Origin of the sequence: Paenibacillus sp. FSL H7-0737 (assembly GCF_000758545.1) — a bacterium.
Lineage (GTDB): Bacteria > Bacillota > Bacilli > Paenibacillales > Paenibacillaceae > Paenibacillus_AQ.
The window spans coordinates 2,169,031-2,191,472 of the sequence record NZ_CP009279.1 but is presented as its reverse complement, the minus strand read 5'-3'; the positions used below and the strand labels follow the sequence as shown (position 1 = coordinate 2,191,472).

Here is a 22,442-nt window from a genome sequence, read left to right as displayed (position 1 = left end):
CCAATGACAATTTAAGATTATGATCAACTGTAATAACATCATTTAATACATATTTATCTTCAAGGGGGAACAACTTTGTCAGCTCGTAAGAACCGCTCCAACCTATTAAAATCATTAATCTTTATTGTAATTTTCCTTATTTCTATGACTTCTTCTCAACTAACGGCTTCCGCACATCCACTTAGTGCCAGTTATACTACCGTTACTTTTGATAAGGACAAGACCGATTTTTCATTTTCATTGGACGTCATTTCGATTATTGAAAGCATGGATAACGTAGATATGAACGGAAATGGAATATTGGAAGAGAATGAGATTGAGAGCAATAAGCATCGTTTAGAAGAATGGATCGAAGATAGCGTCATCTTGGAAATGAATGATCAACAGCAAGCTCCAGAGCTTCAAGATCTATTCCTTGATAAAAAAGGGGATAAAGAGGTTCTTACCTGGAATTTTACCTATCCTGCCTTTGTGCCTGGACAAACCATCGCAATCAACGACGGCCTATATTCACAAGCAACAAGTTCACCGTATGTCAATTTAATTACTGCACATAACGGAAATCAGACTAGCGAAACCGTAATGCAAGGAAAAGACCGGACGTGGACCATGCTGCTAACAGAGGATCAACAGGAGCAGCAATTATCATCATCCACCAATTCGTCTTCATCAGGTAATTCTGGGTCCTCATCCGATTGGTTTTCTTTTTTCAAACTGGGAATGAACCATATTCTTACTGGTTATGATCACTTGTTATTCCTATTCGCTCTACTATTAAGAAAACAAACGCTCAAACAATATGCTGCAATTATCACAGCTTTCACTTTAGCACACAGCATTACGTTAACACTCGCGGTTCTGGGCTGGATCTCCTTGCCTTCACGAGTTGTTGAATCTGTAATTGCACTCAGTATTTGTTATGTAGCGCTTGAGAATATTTTTCGTAAAAAAATCCGTTTCCGCGCGCTCATAACTTTCCTGTTCGGACTCATTCATGGCATTGGCTTTGCAGATATTCTTCAAGAAATGAACTTGCCAAAAGCACATTTGGCTGTGGATCTGGTGAGCTTTAATGTAGGAATTGAATTTATCCAATTATGTATTGTTATTGTTTTGCTTCCGGTACTTATTTTTCTCCAAAAAAGAAATTTCTACAAACCGGTTATCGCATATGGTTCATGGTTAATTACTGCACTTGGCGCCTTTTGGCTAGTGGAGAGATTGTTCTTCTAGAATAAACCCTATAGTCTCACGCAAAAAAACCTCTGCATGGGAAATGGAGATACGATCCATTTACCTAAACAGAGGTTTTTTTGAGCTGATTCATGATTGCTGCTTCATACGAAGCATTTGCGCTAGAAGCTGTTCCACATCTTTTTCCGGGAATGCCTTCATTAGCGTGTCTTTAAAGGTTTCTTGTGCACGGATGAGCTTGGCCTCACCAATGGAGGTTAGGGAGGTATAAATACTTCTGCGATCACTGTCGCATGCTTTTCTCTCTAAAGCTCCGCAGCCCTTGGCTTCAAACCGGCTAACTAAACGTGAAACGGCACTTTGGCTTAAACCAACCATCGATTCAAGTTTCTGCAGTTTCAGTTTTTTCTCTGGGGCTTCCGACAAGAATAATAACAAGTAGAACTCTTTTAAAGATAAACCATGATTCGCTTGCAAATTAACTTCTAATTCATTCGTCACATTCATTTGTATATGCGTTAACGTCAACCAATTCGCGATAAGGTCATTGTTAAGAATTTTGTCCATCTATCTCTTCATCTCCTGAGCGTATGACTATTCATGAATTTTTTCTTCTATATAATAGTACTACACTCCACATCTATTGTGCCAAGCTTAATCCAAAAAAGAGAAAAGACCGTTTCTCCAAGAAGCCGGTCTTTCCAACTGATTTCATTTAATTTCGTTAGTCCTTAGCCTTTAATTCTAGGAAATCCAAAGGCATACTGCCGAGGAATACTAGGGTCTTGCTGAAGCTCAACTCCAGCCTCCAGCGTCCAATATGGATTTCTCAGCATCCCCCGACCAACTGCAACAAGATCTGCTTCCTCATTCCCAATGACTGCATTAGCAAGAGCAGGTTCATCCAATCTACCTACAGCAATCACCGGTACATTCAAACCATATTTGATCTCTCTTGCCAAAGGAACTTGATACGCCGCATGTGTTCCTGGCTTGCCAGCAGCCGCGATAGGACCTTCACCACCTGCACTAATATGGAAAATATCTGCGCCAGCTTCTTTATAAGCTTTACTAAATGCCAAGCTTTCTTTAATGCCGTATCCGCCCTCTACATATTCTTGAGCTGAGATACGCATGATCAATGGCATTCCTTCAGGCATTTCACTTTTCGCTGCACGAATGATTTCAGTACCAAACAAGGTCAAATCTTGGCCATATTCATCTGTTCTTTGATTCGTTAATGGTGAATGGAACTGATGAATAAGGTAACCGTGCGCACCATGAAGCTCGATAACATCAAACCCCGCTTGAATCGCACGCTTCACGCCTAACCGGAATTTTTCAACCATACCCTTCACTTCTTCAGTCGTTAGGGCACGTGGTGTTTTGGAGTCAGCATCAAATGGAACGGCAGAAGAGGATACAGGAACTGCTGCATCTTCAGCCTTACGACCAGCATGAGCAATTTGAATACCTACTTTTGCCCCATAAGCATGACAAGCATCAACAATTCTAGCCAATGCAGGTATTTGCTCATCGGACCAAATGCCAAGGTCAAAATCAGTAATTCGGCCATCAGGCTCTACATCGGTCATTTCAATAATAATTAATCCTGTTCCTCCAATGGCGCGGCTTACGTAATGATTATAATGCCAATCGGTAGCAATTCCGTCCTTGTTAGTCACTGAATACTGGCACATTGGAGGCATAACCACGCGGTTCTTCAATTTCAAATCTTTCATTTCATAAGGGGTAAACAAGTTCTTCATGATATCTCTCCTCTTTATAAAAAACTAAATTTATTATGAACATTAAAAACATGTTTTAGCAGAAATTAATTAATGTATGCTCATGCATGTATATTAGTATAGAATATCTATGGTGTCAACCATGAATGTCTCCTGCGGTTTAATAACTCCACGTATTGTTGAAATCTTTGTCGCAAGGTAATATATGGGTATCTATTTTCTTAGAAAGGATGAACTCACAAGTGGACAAAAAGCTTTTACAATCACATAGTATCTTTCCTACCCTGAATATTGAGCGCACCGCTGCTTATTACAATCAGTACTTAGGTTTTCAAGTTGTGCCCTATTTAGATACGGAAGAACCGCATGTTTGCCTCTATCGTGATGATACAGAAATTATCCTTACTCAATCACAAGGACAAAGGGTTATTCCTAATCGAGAATTGTATGGCTATGGTTACGATGCCTATTTTATTACGAAACAGCAAGAGCAGTTGGAGAAAGAATTTGAAGCAGCTGGTGTTAACATTGTCCGAGCATTAGCAAACACCGACTATAATAACAAGGAATTTGTTATTGAAGATGTTGATGGGCGCTGGATTGCTTTTGGGATTAAAGGATAAAAAAAACGGCCCTCGGCCGTTTTTTTATTTTTAAAAGAGTCCAAATATCTTCTTACAGCTATTTTTACGGGAAGGATTCAGAACATCGGTAACCCCAATCTTATTTAACTTATTAAGAAGTTCTTCCTCGCCATGCTTAACTTTATAATCTAACTCTTCTCCATAAAGCGGAATTAAAGTATAGAAGTGCACCACTTTCTCACTGTTCATTTCCAAATTAAAAAATCCAGCTTTATCTTCAACATCTGGCACCCACACAAACATCCCTTGAAATCCTGTATCCTCACTATAAGGCTTTACTGGATTACCGTTGACTAGCGTATGCCCCATATAGAGCCATGTATTATATTCATGTGGAAACCTAGCCATTGTTTTTAGCGCACGAACTGGCCAATAATTTCTTTCGTCCTTAAAAGCCTCATCAGACAGCTTCCATGTAGGAGGAAGGCAAATCATTAATTCAGTAAATTGATATTCTTCTGCACCATCTGGAACCTGCATCGCAAATTCACTCATTCCTGATGTAATTAAAGTATAGTAATTCCGCTCAGGCGTCGGGTTAACAATTAGAATATCAATGGACAGAACATCTGAAATAACCTCTTTAAAAACATTATCAATAACCCCTATGTATTGTTCAATATGATTACATATTATCTGATGAGACTGAGCTGAATGCATTTATAATCCCCTCCCTTATTACTAGATTACAGAATTTCATCTCCACTGCCATTGATCACACAGAAATCACTATGATTATAACTAATGAATGTAGAATAAGCATTACCCTGATTCAATAGATGCTCCTGAAAAAAATTAGCGACAAGCTCATTTATCTGATTATGAATCCCACAAGTTCTATGATATAAAGTCTCGTCCTCCTCAAAAAGAGGCATATCACTAAAGGACATATGCGTTGCCTTTCGTATTTTCAAAAAAGACTTATATCCATTCCAATTCCGGAAAAGCTTCTCTTGTCCTTTGATGAAATCATTTGCTATTTTTTCCTGTAAAATAATGCTTAAGGATTCTAAAGTAGAAGCTTTTTGCCTTATTACAAGCAGGGGTACGGTATTCTTCACTTCATTCTCAATATATAAATGCATACTTGCATCTAATAAAACTGCGGCTTTAATTCTATCATCTTCCATAGTTAAATCTAATGCAGTAGCACCGCCGATTGAATGTCCAACAATGCCAACCTTGTCCATATCAAAACTTTCCATTCTTGAATTCAGATTGGATAGGTGATCTAATACATACTTTATATCCTTTTTTCGAATAGAAATTAAATGATGTAATTCGCTATAATCTGTAGCCTGTATTGTCCTCATGACCTCTGATTGATTCATAAATTCTCCACTTGGACAAACTGTAAACATGGCTTCATAAGCAGCACTGACGGTTACCACTATGAATTCTTGCTTTACCAGCGCTTGTATATTGTAAATATACATATCTCTATCTAAGCCTAGTGCAGGAGAGTAGATAATGACAGGATAGGATCGTTTTGATTTTTGTTGCAATGCTCCCTCGCCGATTGAGGTAGATAATCGATCTATGATATCCATATTCATTCCAATATCTTGTAGAATTTCTCTTGCTTGTTGTTCACAGGGCCGGAAAAGATCCATATATTTCATTTCAGATTCGTTGTTATCGAGTAAACCATCCGTATCCGGATAATAAATACTTATCACGATTTTTCTGGGCTCTGACTCTTCTTGGAACGTACCCTTGCGCGTGTAATCCGTTAATACTTCAACTTTTCGAAAAACTCCCATGGTTCCACTCCATTCTTCCTCGTTCACTATATTTTAATTTATTTTCCTATTTATTGAAATGAATTCTCCATAATGTCCATACTAATGTCGATTGCTATGAATGGAATCAAGTTGAATGAACGGTTATAATACCTAAGTGCAGGTGAATCTTTAAAAAAATCAGGGATGTGGAAACTTTAATGGTGAATAATTCAGCATATACACTTTATTTACGTGAGGATTGGAAGAAGCTAAGCGATTTCACCGCTATCCAATTATCAGAAGAAGAGCTTACCGATATCCAAAGTATTAACGATAAAATTTCGATTGAGGATGTAAATGAGGTCTATCTTCCTCTGTCCCAATTGATACATTTGCAGCTTCAAGCCTCTCATACATTTAAAGATTCTATAAATCACTTTCTTAATAACGATCTTAAAAAAGGTCCATTTATCATAGGCATCGCCGGAAGTGTCGCTGTTGGCAAGAGTACAACCGCTAGACTTCTTCAGAAACTCCTCTCTCAATTACCTTCTCATCCAAAAGTAGATTTAGTTACGACTGACGGGTTCCTACTTCCCAATGCTGAGCTGGAAAAACGTGGAATCATGAAGAAAAAGGGATTTCCTGAAAGCTATGACACACGTAGTTTAATTTCATTTTTAACTAAAGTGAAGTCTGGTGTTTCGGGTGTTCAAAGCCCTGTATATTCGCATCTAACTTATGATATCGTGCCAAATGAATGTATTACGATCGAGAACCCGGACATCCTAATTGTTGAAGGATTAAATGTTCTTCAGACTAGTTTGACAATTAATCAAAGTATGCCAAACTATTTTGTATCTGATTTCTTTGATTTTTCAATTTATGTGGATGCTGATGTGAATAATATTGAGAAATGGTATATTGACCGGTTTATTAAGCTTAGAGATACCGCCTTCCAAGATGAGCAATCTTATTTTAAAAAATATGCACAGTTATCACTAGAAGAATCTATCGAGATCTCGAAAAGAATATGGAAAGAAATCAATTTTGAAAATTTGATACACAATATTTTGCCTACCAGAAATCGTGCAGATCTTATACTATTTAAAAATAACAATCATCACATAGATCGTATTAAGCTGCGAAAATAAGAAATCGTTCTAACAAACCAAGTCTCTGATTTGCAGAGCTTGGTTTTTTTATGTGCAAAAAAAATTGGGTGAATATCGTAGGTGTAATGCCTTTATCCTCTTGCCAGGGCAAACGTATACTGTGGTACATTCGTACACTAATGTAGAGAGAGGATAAATCAAATGATCGAAATTGCCTTGGCCTTTCAAGATAAGGATGGAAAGTATGTAGAGCATGCCGGTGTCGTTTTAGCGTCAGTTTTTCATCATACAAGTTCCCCAATCCATGTTCATATTTTACATGATGCCTCTTTAACCGAAGTTAACAAGCGAAAGCTCACCAGATTAACCACTAAACATCAGCATACGATTAGCTTTTATTCGATTACTTTACCCGAAGATATGCTCCAGGTTCTTGCCAATATTAATTCTATCGATATGTGGACACATGCAAGTATGTACCGATTGCTGCTTCCCGCGTTAATTCCTTCTGACAAAATTATTTATCTGGATTGTGATGTATTGGTAAACATAGACATCGCGGAGCTGTGGCAAGTCGAGCTGAATGAAAAATATTTAGGGGCGATTTGGGATCAGGGCATTATGGATGTTGCATCTATTGTGAGCGCCAAAGGGCTGAATCCCGAGATTTATTTTAATTCTGGAGTGATCGTATTTGCTTTGAATAATATCCGCCAGAATACGAACTGGTACCAAGAGATGCTGAACTTCTTGCGCACTTTCCCTGATGTCACCATGCCTGACCAGGATGTTCTAAATGCAGTTTTTGGAGCGAATTACCTCCCTCTCGATATCCGTTTTAATTCATTTAACATGGCCATCCCAGATCATGACTACAATAATAAAATTGTCCATTTTGCCGGGGATGAGAAATGCTGGAATAAAGATTCCTCAGGATTTGCGCTATATCGTAAGTTCCTAAATCTAACCCCTTGGAGAGCTTTTAAAGCCAAATTAAAACGAAGAAGACGGAAGGTCAGCTATGTTAAGCGGCGGTTCACACGAAAAAGTAAAAGACGAATCATTTATAGACGTAGAATTAAAATTATTCGCACAAGAACCTCACCCCTTTCGCTGTTTCAATTGAAATTAATTAGAACGATTAGAAGAAGAAAAGGAACTTTAATCAACACAAGAATTCAATATCAACGACGTATTAAACGTAAAAAAACAGCCCCTATTAGATAGGGGCTGCAGGACTACTCAACTTAGATGTTTATCAGGCTCGAATACGGCGTCTTCGTTTGTGCCAGAATTTGATCCACACGCCCATATTATCATCCCGAAACAGTCGGATTCCTACAAGTTTAAGAGGCGTCCAGATTTCATTGAAATAGTAATTGGGCATTTCACTCATCCTTTTATAATAATCTTCACTTTATTTGTTAATTTGTTTTAATAAGTTCAATAAGATAGTTATAGCTTCTCCTCTAGTGGCGTGATCCTGGGGAGCATATTCATTATCGCCCTTCCCTTTCACAAGACCTGCTGACTTCAAGTAAGCTACACTGGATTTTGCCCATTCTGGAATATCCTTGTCGTCTGCAAATCCGGTTGTGGCACTTGCTTCATTAGATTTACCCAAAATCTTGGCAAGGATCACTGCCATTTCAGCCCTTGTAATTTCTGCATTTGGACGGAATGTGCCATCCTCATAGCCGTTAATAATACCTGCTTGTACCGCCTGTGCGACCGCTTCCTGAGCCCAAGCTCCAATCTTCGCTGCATCTGTGAAGGTCAGCTTAGTTCCAGCTTCTTGCGGTTTCAAAGCATTCATCAGCATTAGAGCAAACTCTGCTCGCGTTAAGGTACCGTTAGGCTTGAATGTGCCATCAGAATAACCTTTGATAATTCCAAGACTTAACGCTTCCTGAATAGAGCGCTGCGCCCAATGTCCAGAAATATCACTTAGGTTATTCGCTGGTGCTGTTGTAGCTCCCGGTGTCGTCGCTGGTGCCACAGTTGGCATTGGCGTCGCTACTGGCGTCGGTGTCGCTGTTGGTGGAAATGTCGGTGTAGGCAACCCACCACCAGAACCTCCACTACCTCCACCAGATATAACTTCTTCTGCTACACGGGTTACAGTAACCGTATATTCCTTCTTCGTGATCCCATCTTCCGCTGTAACGTTTACCGTCAATGTATTCTTTCCTACGGACAGAGATTTCGAACCAAGATCATCTGCTGGGATCGTAGCAGTTCCGTCATTCTTGGTTGCTGATACTGTAGTACTCTTCACGTCGTTAGCTACATTGGCTGTGTAAGCCAGTGCACCACTTGTAAAGGTTGGACTCAGTGTTACTCCGCTTAAGGATAAGTCGCTTAATGTGGCATCCGAACTTGCCGCTCGGGTTACTTCAACGGTGTATTCCTTCTTCGTGATCCCATCTTCCGCTGTTACGGTTACCGTAATTATGTTTTTTCCTACGGACAGAGATTTCGAACCAAGATCATCTGCTGAGATCGTAGCAGTTTCATCATTCGTAGCTGCTGCCACGATGGTGCTCTTCACATCATTAGCTACATTGGCTGTGTAAGCCAGTGCACCACTTGTAAAGGTTGGACTCAGTGTTACTCCGCTTAAGGATAAGTCGCTTAATGTGGCATCCGAACTTGCCGCTCGGGTTACTTCAACGGTGTATTCCTTCTTCGTGATCCCATCTTCCGCTGTTACGGTTACCGTAATTATGTTTTTTCCTACGGACAGAGATTTCGAACCAAGATCATCTGCTGAGATCGTAGCAGTTTCATCATTCGTAGCTGCTGCCACGATGGTGCTCTTTACATCATTCGTTACACTGGATACGTAAGTTAAGGTGTCCTCATCAAAGGTTGGACTCAGTGTCACTCCACTCAAGGTCAGGTCGCTTAATGTGGCATCCGAACTTGCCGCTCGGGTTACTTCAACGGTGTATTCCTTCTTCGTGATCCCATCTTCCGCTGTTACGGTTACCGTAATTATGTTTTTTCCAACGGACAGAGATTTCGAACCAAGATCATCTGCTGAGATCGTAGCAGTTTCATCATTCGTAGCTGCTGCCACGATGGTGCTCTTTACATCATTCGTTACACTGGATACGTAAGTTAAGGTGTCCTCATCAAAGGTTGGACTCAGTGTCACTCCACTCAAGGTCAGGTCACTTAATGTGGCATCCGAACTTGCCGCTCGGGTTACTTCAACGGTGTATTCCTTCTTCGTGATCCCATCTTCCGCTGTTACGGTTACCGTCAATGTATTCTTTCCTACGGACAGGGACTTCGAACCAAGATCATCTGCTGAGATCGTAGCAGTTTCATCATTCGTAGCTGCTGCCACGATGGTGCTCTTCACATCATTCGTTACACTAGATACGTAAGTGAAAGTATCCTCATCAAAGGTTGGACTCAGTCTCAATCCGCTTAAGGACAAGTCGCTTAACGTGGCATCTGAACTTGCCGCTCCGGTTACCGTCACGGTATAGTCCTTCTTTGTTCCATCTTCTGCAGTGACGTGAACGGTGAGTATATTCGCTCCTACCGATAACGTCTTCGAGCCTAGATCACCTGCTGAGATCGTAGCAGTTTCATCATTCGTAGCTGCTGCCACGATGGTGCTCTTCACATCATTCGTTACACTGGATACGTAAGTGAAAGTATCCTCATCAAAGGTTGGACTCAGTGTCACTCCACTTAAGGACAAGTCGCTTAACGTGGCATTTGAACTTGCCGCTCGGGTTACCGTCACGGTATAGTCCTTCTTTGTTCCATCTTCTGCAGTGACGTGAACGGTGAATATATTCGCTCCTACCGATAACGTCTTCGAGCCTAGATCACCTGCTGAAACCGTTGCGGTTCCGTCATTCTTAGTTGCTCCAACGGTCGTGCTTGTCACATCATTCGCTACATTAGCTGTGTACGTTAATGTTCCACTAGCAAATGCTGGACTTAGTGTTATTCCGCTTAACGTAAAGGCACGGAGTGTGGCATCTGAACTCTTCGCTCTTGTTACCGTAACGCTATAATCTTTCTTTGTAATACCATCCTCTGCGGTGACGTGGACAGTGAATGTATTCGCTCCTACCGATAGCAGCTTCAAACCTAGATCTGCTACGGGAACCATAGCAGCCCCACTATTCGTGCTTGCTCCAATAGTTGTACTAGTCACATTGTTTGCTACATTAGCAGTGTACGACAAAGTGCCGCTAGCAAACACAGGACTGAGTGTCACTCCACTTAACGTCAGCGCACTCAAAGAGGCGTCTGAACTTGTCGCACGAGTTATCGTCACGGTATATTCCTTCTTCGTGACACCATCCTCAGCTGTAACATGAACAATAAAGGTATTTACTCCAACGGACAGCGACTTCGAACCTAAATCTATCACTAGGATCACAGAATCCTTATTCCCTTTGGTTGCTGTGATTGTCGTATTCGTTACGCTATTAGCAACAGCTGCTGTATACGTCAATGTATCCTTAGAAAATGTAGGGCTGAGCGTCACATCGGTAAAGGTCAGTCCGCTTAGGGTCGCGTCTGCACTTTTTGGGTTTATTACATCTGATTCAACGGTCAGCTCTTGTACTTCAGACGCAGGTAGTTTAGCTGTTTCCGCTATACGAACTGAGATCGTATCGTTTTCATTAACAATGAGGTTATCAACACTCGTACCGGAAATCCCTTTATACGGGTTCTCATTGATCTTATATTCCATCTTTTCCGAAACATCACTTAGCTTTGTCGTGCCACCAATCGTTCCTGGCGCCAATAATCCAGTTGGCGCTCCTGCTGATTTGATATGCGCTAAACCAACTTTTAATTTTTGGTCGAAGGACGCTGGTTCTGAGGAAGTTGCCGCAAGACGAACAAAAATCGTATCGCCCGCATAGACAGAAATATTATCCTCACTTGTATCGGTAATTTCCTCATACAAGCCCGAATTGACTCTATATTCCATAGCTCCACTTACATTGATTAGCTTCGTAGTTCCCGCGGTGGTTCCCACCGTTAAGCTGCCTAAAGTGGGTCCGGCCTTAATATCTGCTACACCTACTGTCAATGTTTTGGTGCTTGTTATATCTCCTGCTACTCGGACTTTAATTTGATCTCCCGCATCTACAACAATGTTATCTGCATCAATGTCTGTTATTGGAATATAATTGCTATCGTTAAGCGAATATTCCATCCCGTTAGATACATTATTAATCTTTGTTGTCCAGCCTTTAGTCCCTGGAGATAAATCCGTAAATGCCCACAATCTAGGATACTGATCCGGGGTGATATACCATGTGGAATCGAAGTTCCAACCGCTGAAATTAGCCTTAGTATGCATCTCTGCAGTTGTTCTTCGTTCACCTTTTCCTGTATCCTCTTGCTGTGCTGTATCTTTGTCATAGAAGCTATTCGCTAATGGTCCATACATGAAATAGCTACCAATCAAACCACCAACCTCACCAGTCCCAGGACCAGGCTTCACAGTTCCAGTCGCGTAGCTGTTGCTAATGTTTGTATAGAGAGAATAACCAATCAAGCCGCCAACGCCGTTTATTCCATAAATACCAGTCCCGGTTACCGATCCTGACGCATAGCTATTACTTACCACTCCAAAGTAAGCACTCCCCACCAAGCCGCCTACATAATAACCTCCATTCAATGCTCCATTCGCATAACTATTAGTGATGGATCCATTTTCGCTATATCCTACCACTCCTCCAACATATCCACTACCTTTTAGAGATAACCCAGTAACATAACTATTGTTAATGGTTCCACTACTAACTCCAGTAATAGCACCAACAAAAGTACTACCACCTGTGATGTTGATGTTTTCCAATCTCATATTTGTAACTGTACTTCCAAAATCTATATACCCGAATAGTCCCACATAATAATTGTAATTATTATGAATACTCAGGTTCGTAATTTTATATCCGTTGCCGTCTATATTTGCTTTAAATCTTTCACTACTATCACCGATCGGCGTCCAGCTTGTATAACTTCCTAGATCGATGTCTGCTATAAGTTTGAAATAAGTACCACTTTCCATATGGTTTCTAACTTCACTCAGTTGATCGGCAGTCTGAATCAGATAGGGCTCACTTTCTGTACCTGACCCATTACCCGTATACTTTTTGATCATCTGTTGACTTACAACCACATCTGGATAACCAAGCGCTGCCACTCTAATGTCATGACTGCCTTTTGTCATCAGTACACCGGCTTTTATCGTGAGCATACCGGCATCAACAGCGTATTGTGTCTCTTTACTTAATACTGCCTCTCCATCTGACACCGCCGTGATCGCTTCACGCCACAGAGAATCGTCAGGAAAAGTAATCGTTATATCTTTATCGGTGTAGTTATTATCCGTATCCCCTGTTAGAACAGGCGGAGTAAATTGAATATTTGTAATCTCAATGGGCTGACTATATGCGTTATCTGAGATATCAACAAATGCTCCCGCATCGATTTTCAGTGCATTTGAATCCCCTAATAAAGTGTCTTTAAAATGAATTTCTAGCGTACTACTTGTATCTGTATAGGTTACGTTTGTAACGGTGTCCTCTACGTCAAGAGGTGCATAAGCGCCGCCGCTTGTTTTCTTCACTGTAATCTTTTCTCGCAAATCCTCTATTGTGCCTGCCTGTCTAGCATACACATTAAATGTAACCGTTAACGTCTTGTTCTGCTCACTAACGACTTTAGTCAATTCGCCGCTATCAAGCTGAAGGTCACGATAATAACATGCCTTTCTTACTCCGCCTTGAGGGTCTCCCATTACGTCATTTGAACATATCGTACTATCGGTAACAATTTTCGAATAATAGTTATAATTCCCCCCAGTAGCCCAATAACGGACTTCTTTCCTCCCTGGAACTATGCAAGTATTATCCTCTCCTTCGTCGGCACAATAGGTCCATCCGGGGCTTCCATCAGGTCCTGTATTCCCATCTTGCGCAGAAACAACGCCTGTAAATATAAAGGAGAACGATGAAAATATCATCAATCCTACTAATAAACGAATCGTAAATCCTTTCAGCCATCTTTCAGTAGAACCAAATATTTTTCTTATTAACATAGCTATATTTACTCTCCTCCAATGTACCTAACAAACAGGTAAAAATAATTCCAAAGTGCGATAAAACTGCCAACCTTTACAGCCATTTTTCGTTTTTCTACACCTTCTTTTCATAATATTTTCTTGTTGCAAAATATCTTTGTATGTCGAATACTCAGCAATTACCTAACTATAAGACTAACTTTTCCAAAAAAAAACTCCCCAAAAGGGGAGGATAGTCTTACTTATAGGGGGCTTCATACCTATTATATGAATGTATTGAAACATTGGAGCGCTTGTACACGATTGTTTACTCCAAGCTTTCTATACATATTTTTAATATGAAATTTCACTGTTTCACCTGTAACAAATAACTTGTCGGCGATTTCTTTATTCGACAGCCCACTTGCGATTAAATGTAGAACTTTCATTTCCTGTTCCGTTAGTATTTCTTTGAGAGATGGCTTGCCTTCCATGGTTACATTAAAAGCCTGGATCAACTGCTTCACATAGAACAATGAAACCTTTGGATTGCGAATTAGACTACCTATCTGTATCTTCAGATAAGTAGATAGCAGTTCCTCCATCTTAGAACCTTCATCCATAAAGCTCCGAATATAACCTTCTGGCTCTGCTAGATGTAGTGCGGTCTCCAAGTGCAGATGAGCTTCCGCTGTGCGGCCGATGGACTCAAACGTCATACTTTGCGCAATACATACCTTAATTTGATCTCGGAGACGATTTTCCTTAGATAATAACAGATTCAGTTGATCCAATACTTGTAAGGCTTCCGCTGAACGTTCGCATGCTGCCAACACTTTTGCCAGAGCAAGATACTCCGCGATTCGATTCATAGGAATTTTATCCGTAGGTGTTAACCCACATTTCCTTAGCCATGTCAGAGCTGTTTGAATCGAACCCTGCTGCAGAGATAAACAAGCTTGCTCCGCTTCAACACCTAACATAAACAAATCATAGTCAGGAGAGTCAATTTGCAGTTTCAACTGTGTAAGCAGCTGTGATGCACGCGCTGGATCTCCTTTGGCTTGCTGAATCCTTGAAGCGCTAGTGTAATTGTGAATCAATATTCGAGCGAAAGGCTGCATGTCCTTACGTTCAAGGACTTTACTTGCATACCGTTCAGCTTCGTCCAATCGATTCCATTCATAGAGCAATTTGCTATAAGAAGCATACAAATAACCAACAAAAGGATACTCCTGTTTGTTCTCCCAAACTGTAATCCATTTTAATAGGAAGGCTTCCGCTGCGTGAAGATCATTAATAAGTGCCAAGTGATCATCAAACACATCATTCCCTTGATAACGATTACGCCCCATTGTTTGAAACAAACTACCTTCTGGCACGAATTGCTCTACGAGCTCAAAGTATGCCGACGTTCGCTCAAGGTCCTTTTGCAGATAAGTGGTGACTGAACAGAAAAAGTAAAGATTGCCCATAATCTGATTCCACTGGGTATCATCCATTTTCCCCTGCAACGCTAGAAACCGTATTTCAGCCTGCTCTACTCTCTTAAATGCCGTCTTCCATTCTCCAACTCCCAGCAATACAGAGATATAAAACAATTCAATCATAGGCTTCTCTGCAAAAGAGTTCTCCGGCAAACCAGACACCCAGCGAATCAAAACAACGCTTTTCGATTGCACCAACGTATGAAGATTCTTCTCGATTAAACGAACAGCATCTGCAAACTTCTTCCCTTCTATATGATGCTCCACTGCTTCTCCAGCAAAGCCATGCTCCTCCAGCCAATTTGCCGCTCGAGTGTGTACTTGCATCCACTTATTCGGATCTGTTCTGAACAATATTTGCTGCAAGAAGTCAGAAAGCAAATGATGATACCTGTACCAATTCCTTTGATCATCTAAGGGAATAACAAATAAATTCAAATGGACTAACCTCTCCAATTGCTCTTGGCAGTTCATTTGACCGGTTACAGCTTGACATAAGGAATGATTCATCCGATTTAAAATAGAAGTTTCCAGTAAGAAAGTGCGTACGGAATCCGGAAGATGATGAAATACTTCTTCTAGCAAATAATCGGATATATGCTGCTGTTGACCTCTAAATTGCTGAATGGATACAGCTATATTGTCACTTCGCTTGAGACTGATCGCCGCCAGCTGCAGGCCGCTGATCCACCCTTCGGTCTGATCATACAGCTCGGTAATTTGATCTGTGGTTAATTGCAAATCGGTTGTATCCCGAAAAAATTCAAATCCCTCATCCAGTTGAAAACGCAGATCCTGCATGATGATTCGATGTAACTCACCTTTTGCCAAAAGCCTGGTAGTAGGTATGGTCAAATCAGTTCGACTAACTACATATAGATGAATATGGGGAGGTAAATGCTCAAGTAGATAAGCCATAGACTGATGTATTGTGGGGGTTTCGATGACATGATAATCATCAAGAATAATAATTAGTTCATTTGTTAAGTTATTTAACTCATTCAATAGCGCTACTATCGCTGGCTCCAAAGTCATAGAAGGCCCATTGATCAGAAGGGGTTGAACCGTTGATCCAAACTTAGGGCAACTCTCCTGGATAGAGGCTGTTACATAACTCCAAAACTGAGCCCAATCGTTATCCTGCATATCTAATGAAACCCAAGCCACTTGCATATCACAATGTCTAATCCATTCACTTAATGCTGTGGTTTTGCCATAACCGGCTTGAGCAGAAATAAGCGTCAACTTGTAGTCCATTCCTTCATTAAGTTTACGCATCAGCCTTGGGCGAGAGACCAAAGATTTACGAACACGAGGGATATGGAGTTTCGTTCCAACAATCAATGATAACCCCTCCGAATATGTATAATGCTATGGATAATGCAATAAATTCAATCTATTTTAGTAGCATTTTTTAGAATTCAAGTCTATTAATCACAGTATATCAGATAGAGGAATATTAAAATATGAAATGATGCCTTCTGATAAGTGTATCTATATTCTGCGAAAAAATAAAAAACGGCATCTCTGCCGTTTTCTTGAACATAATCGTATAATAGATCCTTTTAGTTCACTTTAGTAAAAAACCATTTTTGAGCATCGCTTCCGTTATCCGTCCACTGCTGAACCGCTGCGCCATCTGCCGTTGAGGCTCCGTTTACATCCATAGCTAATCCACTCACTTTAGAAATTAGTTTGTAGTAGCCACCCCCTACATCTACAATGCTCCACCGCTGAGCGTTTGTACCATTGTCATCCCATTGCTGCAACTGTATGCCGGTGGCGGTTGATGAGTTTGGCACATCCAATACTTTTCCACTATGCACTGCTGTCAGCTTATAATAACCGTCTCCCGTACTTTCCACCTTAAATTTCTGATTATTGGCTATGTAATTAGTCCATTGCTGCATCTTTGCCCCACTTGCTGTGGATACATCCACTACGTCCAGAACCTTGCCACTAGCCTTATCTGCTAAAGTATAAATCCCACCACTAACGATGCTTGAGGTAGGCGCGGATTGATACACACGTACATAATCAACCAGCATTTGCGCTGGGAAAGCAGTTGAGGCGTTTGGACTTCCAGGCCAATTCCCACCAACGGCAAGGTTTAGCAGGATAAAGAAGGGTTTTTGGAACTCCTCCGTATTGCCTGTTCCATTCTCAATATAAAAAGCATTAAATTGGTTGCCATCTACAAACCACTTAATATAATTCGCATCCCATTCAACACTGTACACATGGTATTGAGAGAAATCCAGATTTCCGGATACCTGCCCATACTCGGCATGCCCATTGGCATCCCAGTGTACTGTCCCATTCACAAAAGCATTATTGTTCACTCGTTCCATAATGTCCGTTTCACCGGATTTAGGCCAACCTACTGTATCAATATTTGATCCAAGCATCCAAAATGCCGGCCAGAGTCCTTGGCCTGAAGGTACCTTGATTCTAGCTTCGATTTTCCCATAGGTAAAACTTTTAAGTCCTTGTGTTTTGATCCGTGCAGAGGTGTAGCTCATTCCATTGTAGGATTCTTTTTGCGCTGTAATAACCAGATTTCCACCCGTAACTTGCAGGTTCTGTGGACGACTAGTATAGTACTGAAGTTCATTGTTACCCCAGCCACCGCTCCCTGTGCCGATTTCGGCGGACCAATTACCAGTATTCAGAGAATTCCCGTCAAATTCATCGCTCCATACCAGATTCCAGTTCGAGGCTGCACTTGAATTGCCAGTAGTCACTAAAGCAATCATGAGTGTAAACAGCAGAAATAGACTTAGCATTTTTCCTTTTCTCAACATCGTCGTCTCCTCCTAATAAATAAAAAAATTATAGGACACAGGAATGCTTAAGACGATATCTGCCCAGGGTCAGCCCAATGGAATCACCTCTTTGATCTTATTGATTTCATTGCACGGCGCGCTCGTACATTTGAAACCGGTTTCGTTTTTGGATAAAACAAAGCACTATCCCCAAAACCAGCTATTACAGCCAGAGTCAGGTTAACGCATCACTTCATTTGCAGTGTACGTCTTCTCTATCCGTAATATGCCAAGATTTCAACCTTACTTATGTACTTTAATCCCATAGCCACTTCCTAGTTTGCCTCCTGCAATTAAAAAGGCTTTTGCACGCCGTTGCAGTTGGGTGTTCTCTTCGTACGCTTGAGGGGTCATACTTAGTTTACTAAATATTCTTTCTTCTGCTTCCTTGGAACTTTTATCGACTTCATAAATGTAGAAGCGACTTTGAAACTGAATAATGTTCGATTCTGGGTTCAAAATCTCACTTAATTCCGGATCAAGCAGCCATGAATGACAAATAAACACTGGAGTTATACCTCTGAAAAAAACTCTGGCTAACTGAAAGGACTCCTCGACACTTTGAACGGATAAAGGCTCTCCCGCTGGAATGTGCACATTAAGCACGATTTGATTGGTAAAGATTTTACAACCATCAACATCTAAATCGCGGTCCATCGCAAAAGGTTGAAATTGCATTCTTCCCAAACGAAATAAACGAAGCTGAACATGCTCTTGCAGCCAGTTATATTCTTCAATACCATATTCACCGTAATCACGCAGACATTGCATGCACCAGATCTGAATATCTGAGAATGTATCATAATAGATCTCATCCTCAATGTTACGAATACGATACTCTTCATAAGCTTCTACTGCGAATCTCACAAATAAATATAATAGTAGCTTTCGATAGCCCTCCGATGCTTTCACAGATTCAAAAAAAGAAAATCTGTCAAAATAAAAATGTTGTTTATAAACTAGATATTCATCCTCTTTTATCTGAAACTCATAAACCTGCTGTCTAGCCGCTGGATCAAGCTTTATCCCCTCACACAATGCTCTGATATTCACTAGAAAACCTCCCTATTTCCTATGGATACAGCACACCACTTGTAAAAACTCATAAAATATAACAAAGAAACGGCATTTCTGCCGTTTCTTTGTTATATGGATGGCCAAGGCTCAGAGCCTGTTTTACTCCAACCCATGTTCCTTACGGATGTTATACATGCCTTGAACAAGCAGCTCGGAAGGATCCCGATTCAATTGCAAGTGCGTTAACAATAAATGCAGTGGGAACGCACAAACGTTATTCCCATCGCTTATCGCTGGAAATCCAGCCTCGAAAACCGGACCTAGTTTTTCGTTCCAAGCTAGTCCAACATGTACATCTTCTGGCGCAAATTCTTCAGTTATTTCTTTAATACATTGCGGAACTAATACATTGTCTATGATCGCTTTAGCTTCTTCTTCACTTGAAGGCGGTTTTGGAAGCGTTTTGCCGCCCTCAATCTTCATCAGATCAACAAAGAATGAAGCCATCCATGCTGCAGGATCCTTACCCGATTGGAATCTTGCAATCAATTCACGCAGAAAAAAGCCGCAAGAATAGACATGGTCTAACTCAGACTTTACGTGAAAAACAAAAACCGGGCCGTAGGCCTCCATATTCAACACTTGTCCTTCAACGTCTTGAAAGTGCACTCTCAAAGCTACGAGACCGTTATGATGAACAGCCATCACTAGCTTATTCATATCCTCCTCAGACATTTCTGGATCATTGGTTATTTCCTCGTTCTCGTTTAATGTTTCTTCGTTCTCATTGGTTATCTCATTGGTCATTTTAAATTCCCTCCCGCTCTTATCATACCATCTAGCGAATTGAACTAACACTTTAATAATAGACAAATTCCTACCAGTTGTGGAGAAAATAAAAAAACGGCATCTCTGCCGCTTATTAAATATCCTCTCAATCCGTCAGATATAGATCCCCAAAGGCATTAACATCCTTGGAAGAGCCTATGCCACTGTTGTATTCCAGCCAGCCTCTACGCCCCTCGCCGTCATTATCATTAACCAGCAGCGAAAATTTAAGCTTCATACCTTGCTTCACTTGTGTCATGTCGCTGCTCAGTTCACGCCAGGGTATGGCTAATTCATAGCTGGTTGTTGAATCTGAACGACTCACCGCATACTTTAGCTCTATGGCATCATTTATATTGAATCCCTTAGGGGTTAACCAGCGCCACTTGAGTAAATTCCCCGCATTTCCCCGAGCCACACCTAGTTCATGGTACTCCGAGGGTACTGTTCCATCTGAGTTGGCAATGCCAATCCCGATCTGGATGCTATCCCCACTCCAAATGGCATCCCCCGATGCCGACTGTTCATGCTTGTCATCTATAACTTCTACCCCTAGATAAAGGTTATCCGCGTCCCAAGCTAAGGAGCCCTTCGCATTGATATCCTGCTCACCTCCCCACCCATTGATTTTGATATCCTTCACATCAAAGCGAGCCTGATCACTCCAATCTGATAGGTTACCATTGATTTCAACGGGCTTACTGAGTTTTGGCAACAACAGTGCGTTAAAGGAATCTAACGTCGTCTGCAATAGATTACCTATGTCATTATAAGACTTAAGCGTCCGTTGTCCTCTAGCAAGCTCAGGAATCTCTAACCGCACACTCTTTCCTGATTCCAGATTCTCCACAGTGGCGTTGTAGGTCCCCTGAGTAGAACGTCCTGTTTCATAATCGGCTTCCACTGAACCATTGAAATTGTTCGTAGACTGATTAGTAACATCCATATGAGTTTTTAATTCCTTGGCAGCTTCATCATAAAATGTCTCATATTTCACCGTCAGCGGGTCGATTACGTTAACATTGACAGCGAAGCTCATTGCCGTTTTAGGATCTTCGCCTCGTGAGACAAACAGTGTATCGTTTCCTCGCACCAAGCCTTCCGGAACCTGTATCCGAAGTCTGTCTTCCTCCTCCTGCTCACGAAGTATCCAACCCTCAGGCAAATCGATGTTCATCGACTCCTTCGCAGGAATGCGATAGGCCTTAGGCAGCTTAATATCAAAGGCATCGCCGGAAGCAATCGAAATTCCGGAATTCTCTGGAAGCTTTGTAAGATCAGAACTATTCATGACATTCCATAGAAAATGTGTTGTCGTCTCCATAATTTCATCGATGTATTTATTATTCTTGTAGTCATGTCCGACACCTTCCATGGTGAGTAGATTATGATACACCCCCTTCTCTTTCAGCTGTTCGGCCAAGTCAACACTTTGCTGGTACGGCACCAGTTTGTCTATCGTTCCATGAATGATGAGGACCGGCGGCAGCTTGCTGTCCGCACTTTTCGTCAGATCACCACCATAAATATCAACAATAGAAAATACAGATTTAATGATGGAAGGATCCTGTGATACATATTGATTGACAAAGTTTATGGCTAGATGTCCCCCCGCCGAATCACCACCGATAACAATACGGCTTGCATCCATCCCGTAAATCTCTGCGTTATCGTTGATCCATTTAATCACATCGGTTATATCTTCATAAGCGTCATTAAGTGTGCGGCTGAAATTAGTAAATGGATCTTTTTTCAGCCTATAATCAACGGACAATACAGCATATCCTCGCTTCGCCAATCCCGTAGAAAAATCTGCTGCATCGTTCTTATTCCCTTCTGTATAACCACCACCGTGAATGAAAATAAATACAGGCCTCTTCTCGTTATTATCGCCAGACGGCTCGTACAGATCGAGTTTCAGCGGTTCTAGAGCATCTGTCTCATTCTTCTTGCTCGCATACAAAATATCTCCTTTCACTGTAACCTTATAAGCGGGAGTCAAGTACTGAACCGAAATTTGTCCGTTATTGACAGTAACTTTAGCCGCTGATGTACTACTGTCAGTAGTAATCACGTTAGTCACTTCGTTTCCTTCCTTTTCTAAAGCGCTCTTATTCTCTTGGTTATGCAGTAACAACCAGGAACCTAGAACGATTACTAGGATCGTAAGAACGTAAATAAGCCTACGCATCATTATGACAACCTCCCAGAATGATTTTGGATTTGAAAAAGTAATATAATTCCAATATCATCATTCTAGAATTCAAGGCATCGTTTAACAATTATGTATTCCTTCGTGAATTAGGTTTAATATTACGAACTTTTAGTGAACAAGAAAGCGTATAATTAGGTAGAATCGGCTTTGTCATAGAAATAGATAGAGGAGGACATTACAATCATGAAGTTGAGCATGAATTGGGTAACGCTTAGGGTGCGCGATCTGGAGGCTTCCCTTGATTTTTATAACCGGATTCTGGGCCTTCCCATTGACCGCAGATTTGAGAGTAGAGGAAAACAAATTGTTATGTTAGGCACGGTGGATCAGCCCAAAATCGAGCTTATTCAGGGTAGTGATCCGGCACTGAAGCCGGAATGCGGCGTTTCTGTTGGTTTCGAAGTGGAATCGCTCGACGATGCCATAGCGTATTTGAAAAGCCAAGGTATCCCCGTCGCACGCGGACCGATCACACCAAATCCCCATCTGCGATTCTTATATATACTGGACCCGGACGGCTTCGAGGTACAGTTAGCGGAGCATAGCTAGGCTAGCACTCTTCAAGCAAAAAAAGGAAGTGTCCCAAAAGCC

The 22,442-nt window shown here is 41.2% G+C and carries 15 protein-coding genes; 5 read left to right on the top strand and 10 right to left on the bottom strand.

From position 1 onward, the window contains the following. The first annotated feature begins 75 nt into the window (after positions 1-75). Positions 76-1,233, top strand: coding sequence for a HupE/UreJ family protein (locus H70737_RS09290; RefSeq protein WP_042186620.1), 1,158 nt, complete (start codon positions 76-78; stop codon positions 1,231-1,233). Between the two features lie 90 nt (positions 1,234-1,323). Here H70737_RS09290 and H70737_RS09285 read toward each other — a convergent pair whose 3' ends face one another. Together H70737_RS09285 and H70737_RS09280 are read right to left on the bottom strand one after the other, a co-directional pair. Further along, positions 1,324-1,761 carry a MarR family winged helix-turn-helix transcriptional regulator gene (locus H70737_RS09285; RefSeq protein WP_081951075.1) on the bottom strand — a complete coding sequence of 146 codons (438 nt, stop codon included), beginning with the start codon at positions 1,759-1,761 and terminating at the stop codon, positions 1,324-1,326. A gap of 164 nt (positions 1,762-1,925) precedes the next feature. Next, the gene (locus H70737_RS09280; RefSeq protein WP_042186618.1) at positions 1,926-2,963 is read right to left on the bottom strand and encodes an NADH:flavin oxidoreductase/NADH oxidase; all 1,038 of its coding nucleotides are present in this window, start codon (positions 2,961-2,963) and stop codon (positions 1,926-1,928) included. Positions 2,964-3,184: 221 nt separating this feature from the next. Here H70737_RS09280 and H70737_RS09275 point away from each other — a divergent pair, with 221 nt between their 5' ends. Beyond that, complete coding sequence (locus tag H70737_RS09275) at positions 3,185-3,565, top strand: VOC family protein (RefSeq protein ID WP_042186616.1); 381 nt, start codon at positions 3,185-3,187, stop codon at positions 3,563-3,565. A gap of 30 nt (positions 3,566-3,595) precedes the next feature. Here H70737_RS09275 and H70737_RS09270 read toward each other — a convergent pair whose 3' ends face one another. Both H70737_RS09270 and H70737_RS09265 read right to left on the bottom strand, forming a co-directional pair. Then, the gene (locus H70737_RS09270; protein ID WP_042186614.1) at positions 3,596-4,246 is read right to left on the bottom strand and encodes a suppressor of fused domain protein; all 651 of its coding nucleotides are present in this window, start codon (positions 4,244-4,246) and stop codon (positions 3,596-3,598) included. Between the two features lie 26 nt (positions 4,247-4,272). Then, on the bottom strand, positions 4,273-5,349 hold the full coding sequence (locus H70737_RS09265) for an alpha/beta hydrolase family protein (protein ID WP_042186612.1): 1,077 nt from the start codon (positions 5,347-5,349) through the stop codon (positions 4,273-4,275). 179 nt (positions 5,350-5,528) lie between these two features. Between H70737_RS09265 and coaA the strand changes: the two genes are divergently transcribed. Further along, positions 5,529-6,464: a type I pantothenate kinase gene (gene coaA / locus H70737_RS09260; protein ID WP_042186610.1), complete on the top strand. Its 936-nt coding sequence runs from the start codon at positions 5,529-5,531 to the stop codon at positions 6,462-6,464. Between the two features lie 162 nt (positions 6,465-6,626). Then, positions 6,627-7,652, top strand: coding sequence for a glycosyltransferase family 8 protein (locus tag H70737_RS09255; RefSeq protein WP_042186609.1), 1,026 nt, complete (start codon positions 6,627-6,629; stop codon positions 7,650-7,652). A 190-nt stretch (positions 7,653-7,842) separates the two neighbouring features. On the opposite strand, the gene H70737_RS09250 is transcribed toward H70737_RS09255, so the two are convergent. The 6 genes from H70737_RS09250 to H70737_RS09225 all read right to left on the bottom strand — a co-directional run bounded on the left by H70737_RS09250 (position 7,843) and on the right by H70737_RS09225 (position 21,830). After that, a complete protein-coding gene (locus H70737_RS09250) occupies positions 7,843-13,518 on the bottom strand; it encodes a cadherin-like beta sandwich domain-containing protein (protein ID WP_042186607.1) in 5,676 nt (1,891 codons plus the stop codon). Positions 13,519-13,763: 245 nt separating this feature from the next. Next, positions 13,764-16,310 carry a winged helix-turn-helix domain-containing protein gene (locus H70737_RS09245; RefSeq protein WP_042186605.1) on the bottom strand — a complete coding sequence of 849 codons (2,547 nt, stop codon included), beginning with the start codon at positions 16,308-16,310 and terminating at the stop codon, positions 13,764-13,766. Between the two features lie 221 nt (positions 16,311-16,531). Then, a complete protein-coding gene (locus H70737_RS09240) occupies positions 16,532-17,770 on the bottom strand; it encodes an RICIN domain-containing protein (protein WP_042186603.1) in 1,239 nt (412 codons plus the stop codon). Between the two features lie 264 nt (positions 17,771-18,034). After that, positions 18,035-18,844 (bottom strand): acyltransferase domain-containing protein, encoded by an 810-nt coding sequence (locus tag H70737_RS09235; protein WP_052404225.1) that lies wholly within the window; start codon positions 18,842-18,844, stop codon positions 18,035-18,037. A 123-nt stretch (positions 18,845-18,967) separates the two neighbouring features. Then, positions 18,968-19,615, bottom strand: coding sequence for a hypothetical protein (locus H70737_RS09230; RefSeq protein ID WP_042186601.1), 648 nt, complete (start codon positions 19,613-19,615; stop codon positions 18,968-18,970). 127 nt (positions 19,616-19,742) lie between these two features. Then, the gene (locus H70737_RS09225) at positions 19,743-21,830 is read right to left on the bottom strand and encodes an alpha/beta hydrolase fold domain-containing protein (RefSeq protein WP_042186600.1); all 2,088 of its coding nucleotides are present in this window, start codon (positions 21,828-21,830) and stop codon (positions 19,743-19,745) included. 204 nt (positions 21,831-22,034) lie between these two features. Here H70737_RS09225 and H70737_RS09220 point away from each other — a divergent pair, with 204 nt between their 5' ends. Further along, positions 22,035-22,400: a VOC family protein gene (locus H70737_RS09220; RefSeq protein ID WP_052404224.1), complete on the top strand. Its 366-nt coding sequence runs from the start codon at positions 22,035-22,037 to the stop codon at positions 22,398-22,400. Positions 22,401-22,442: the final 42 nt, after the last annotated feature.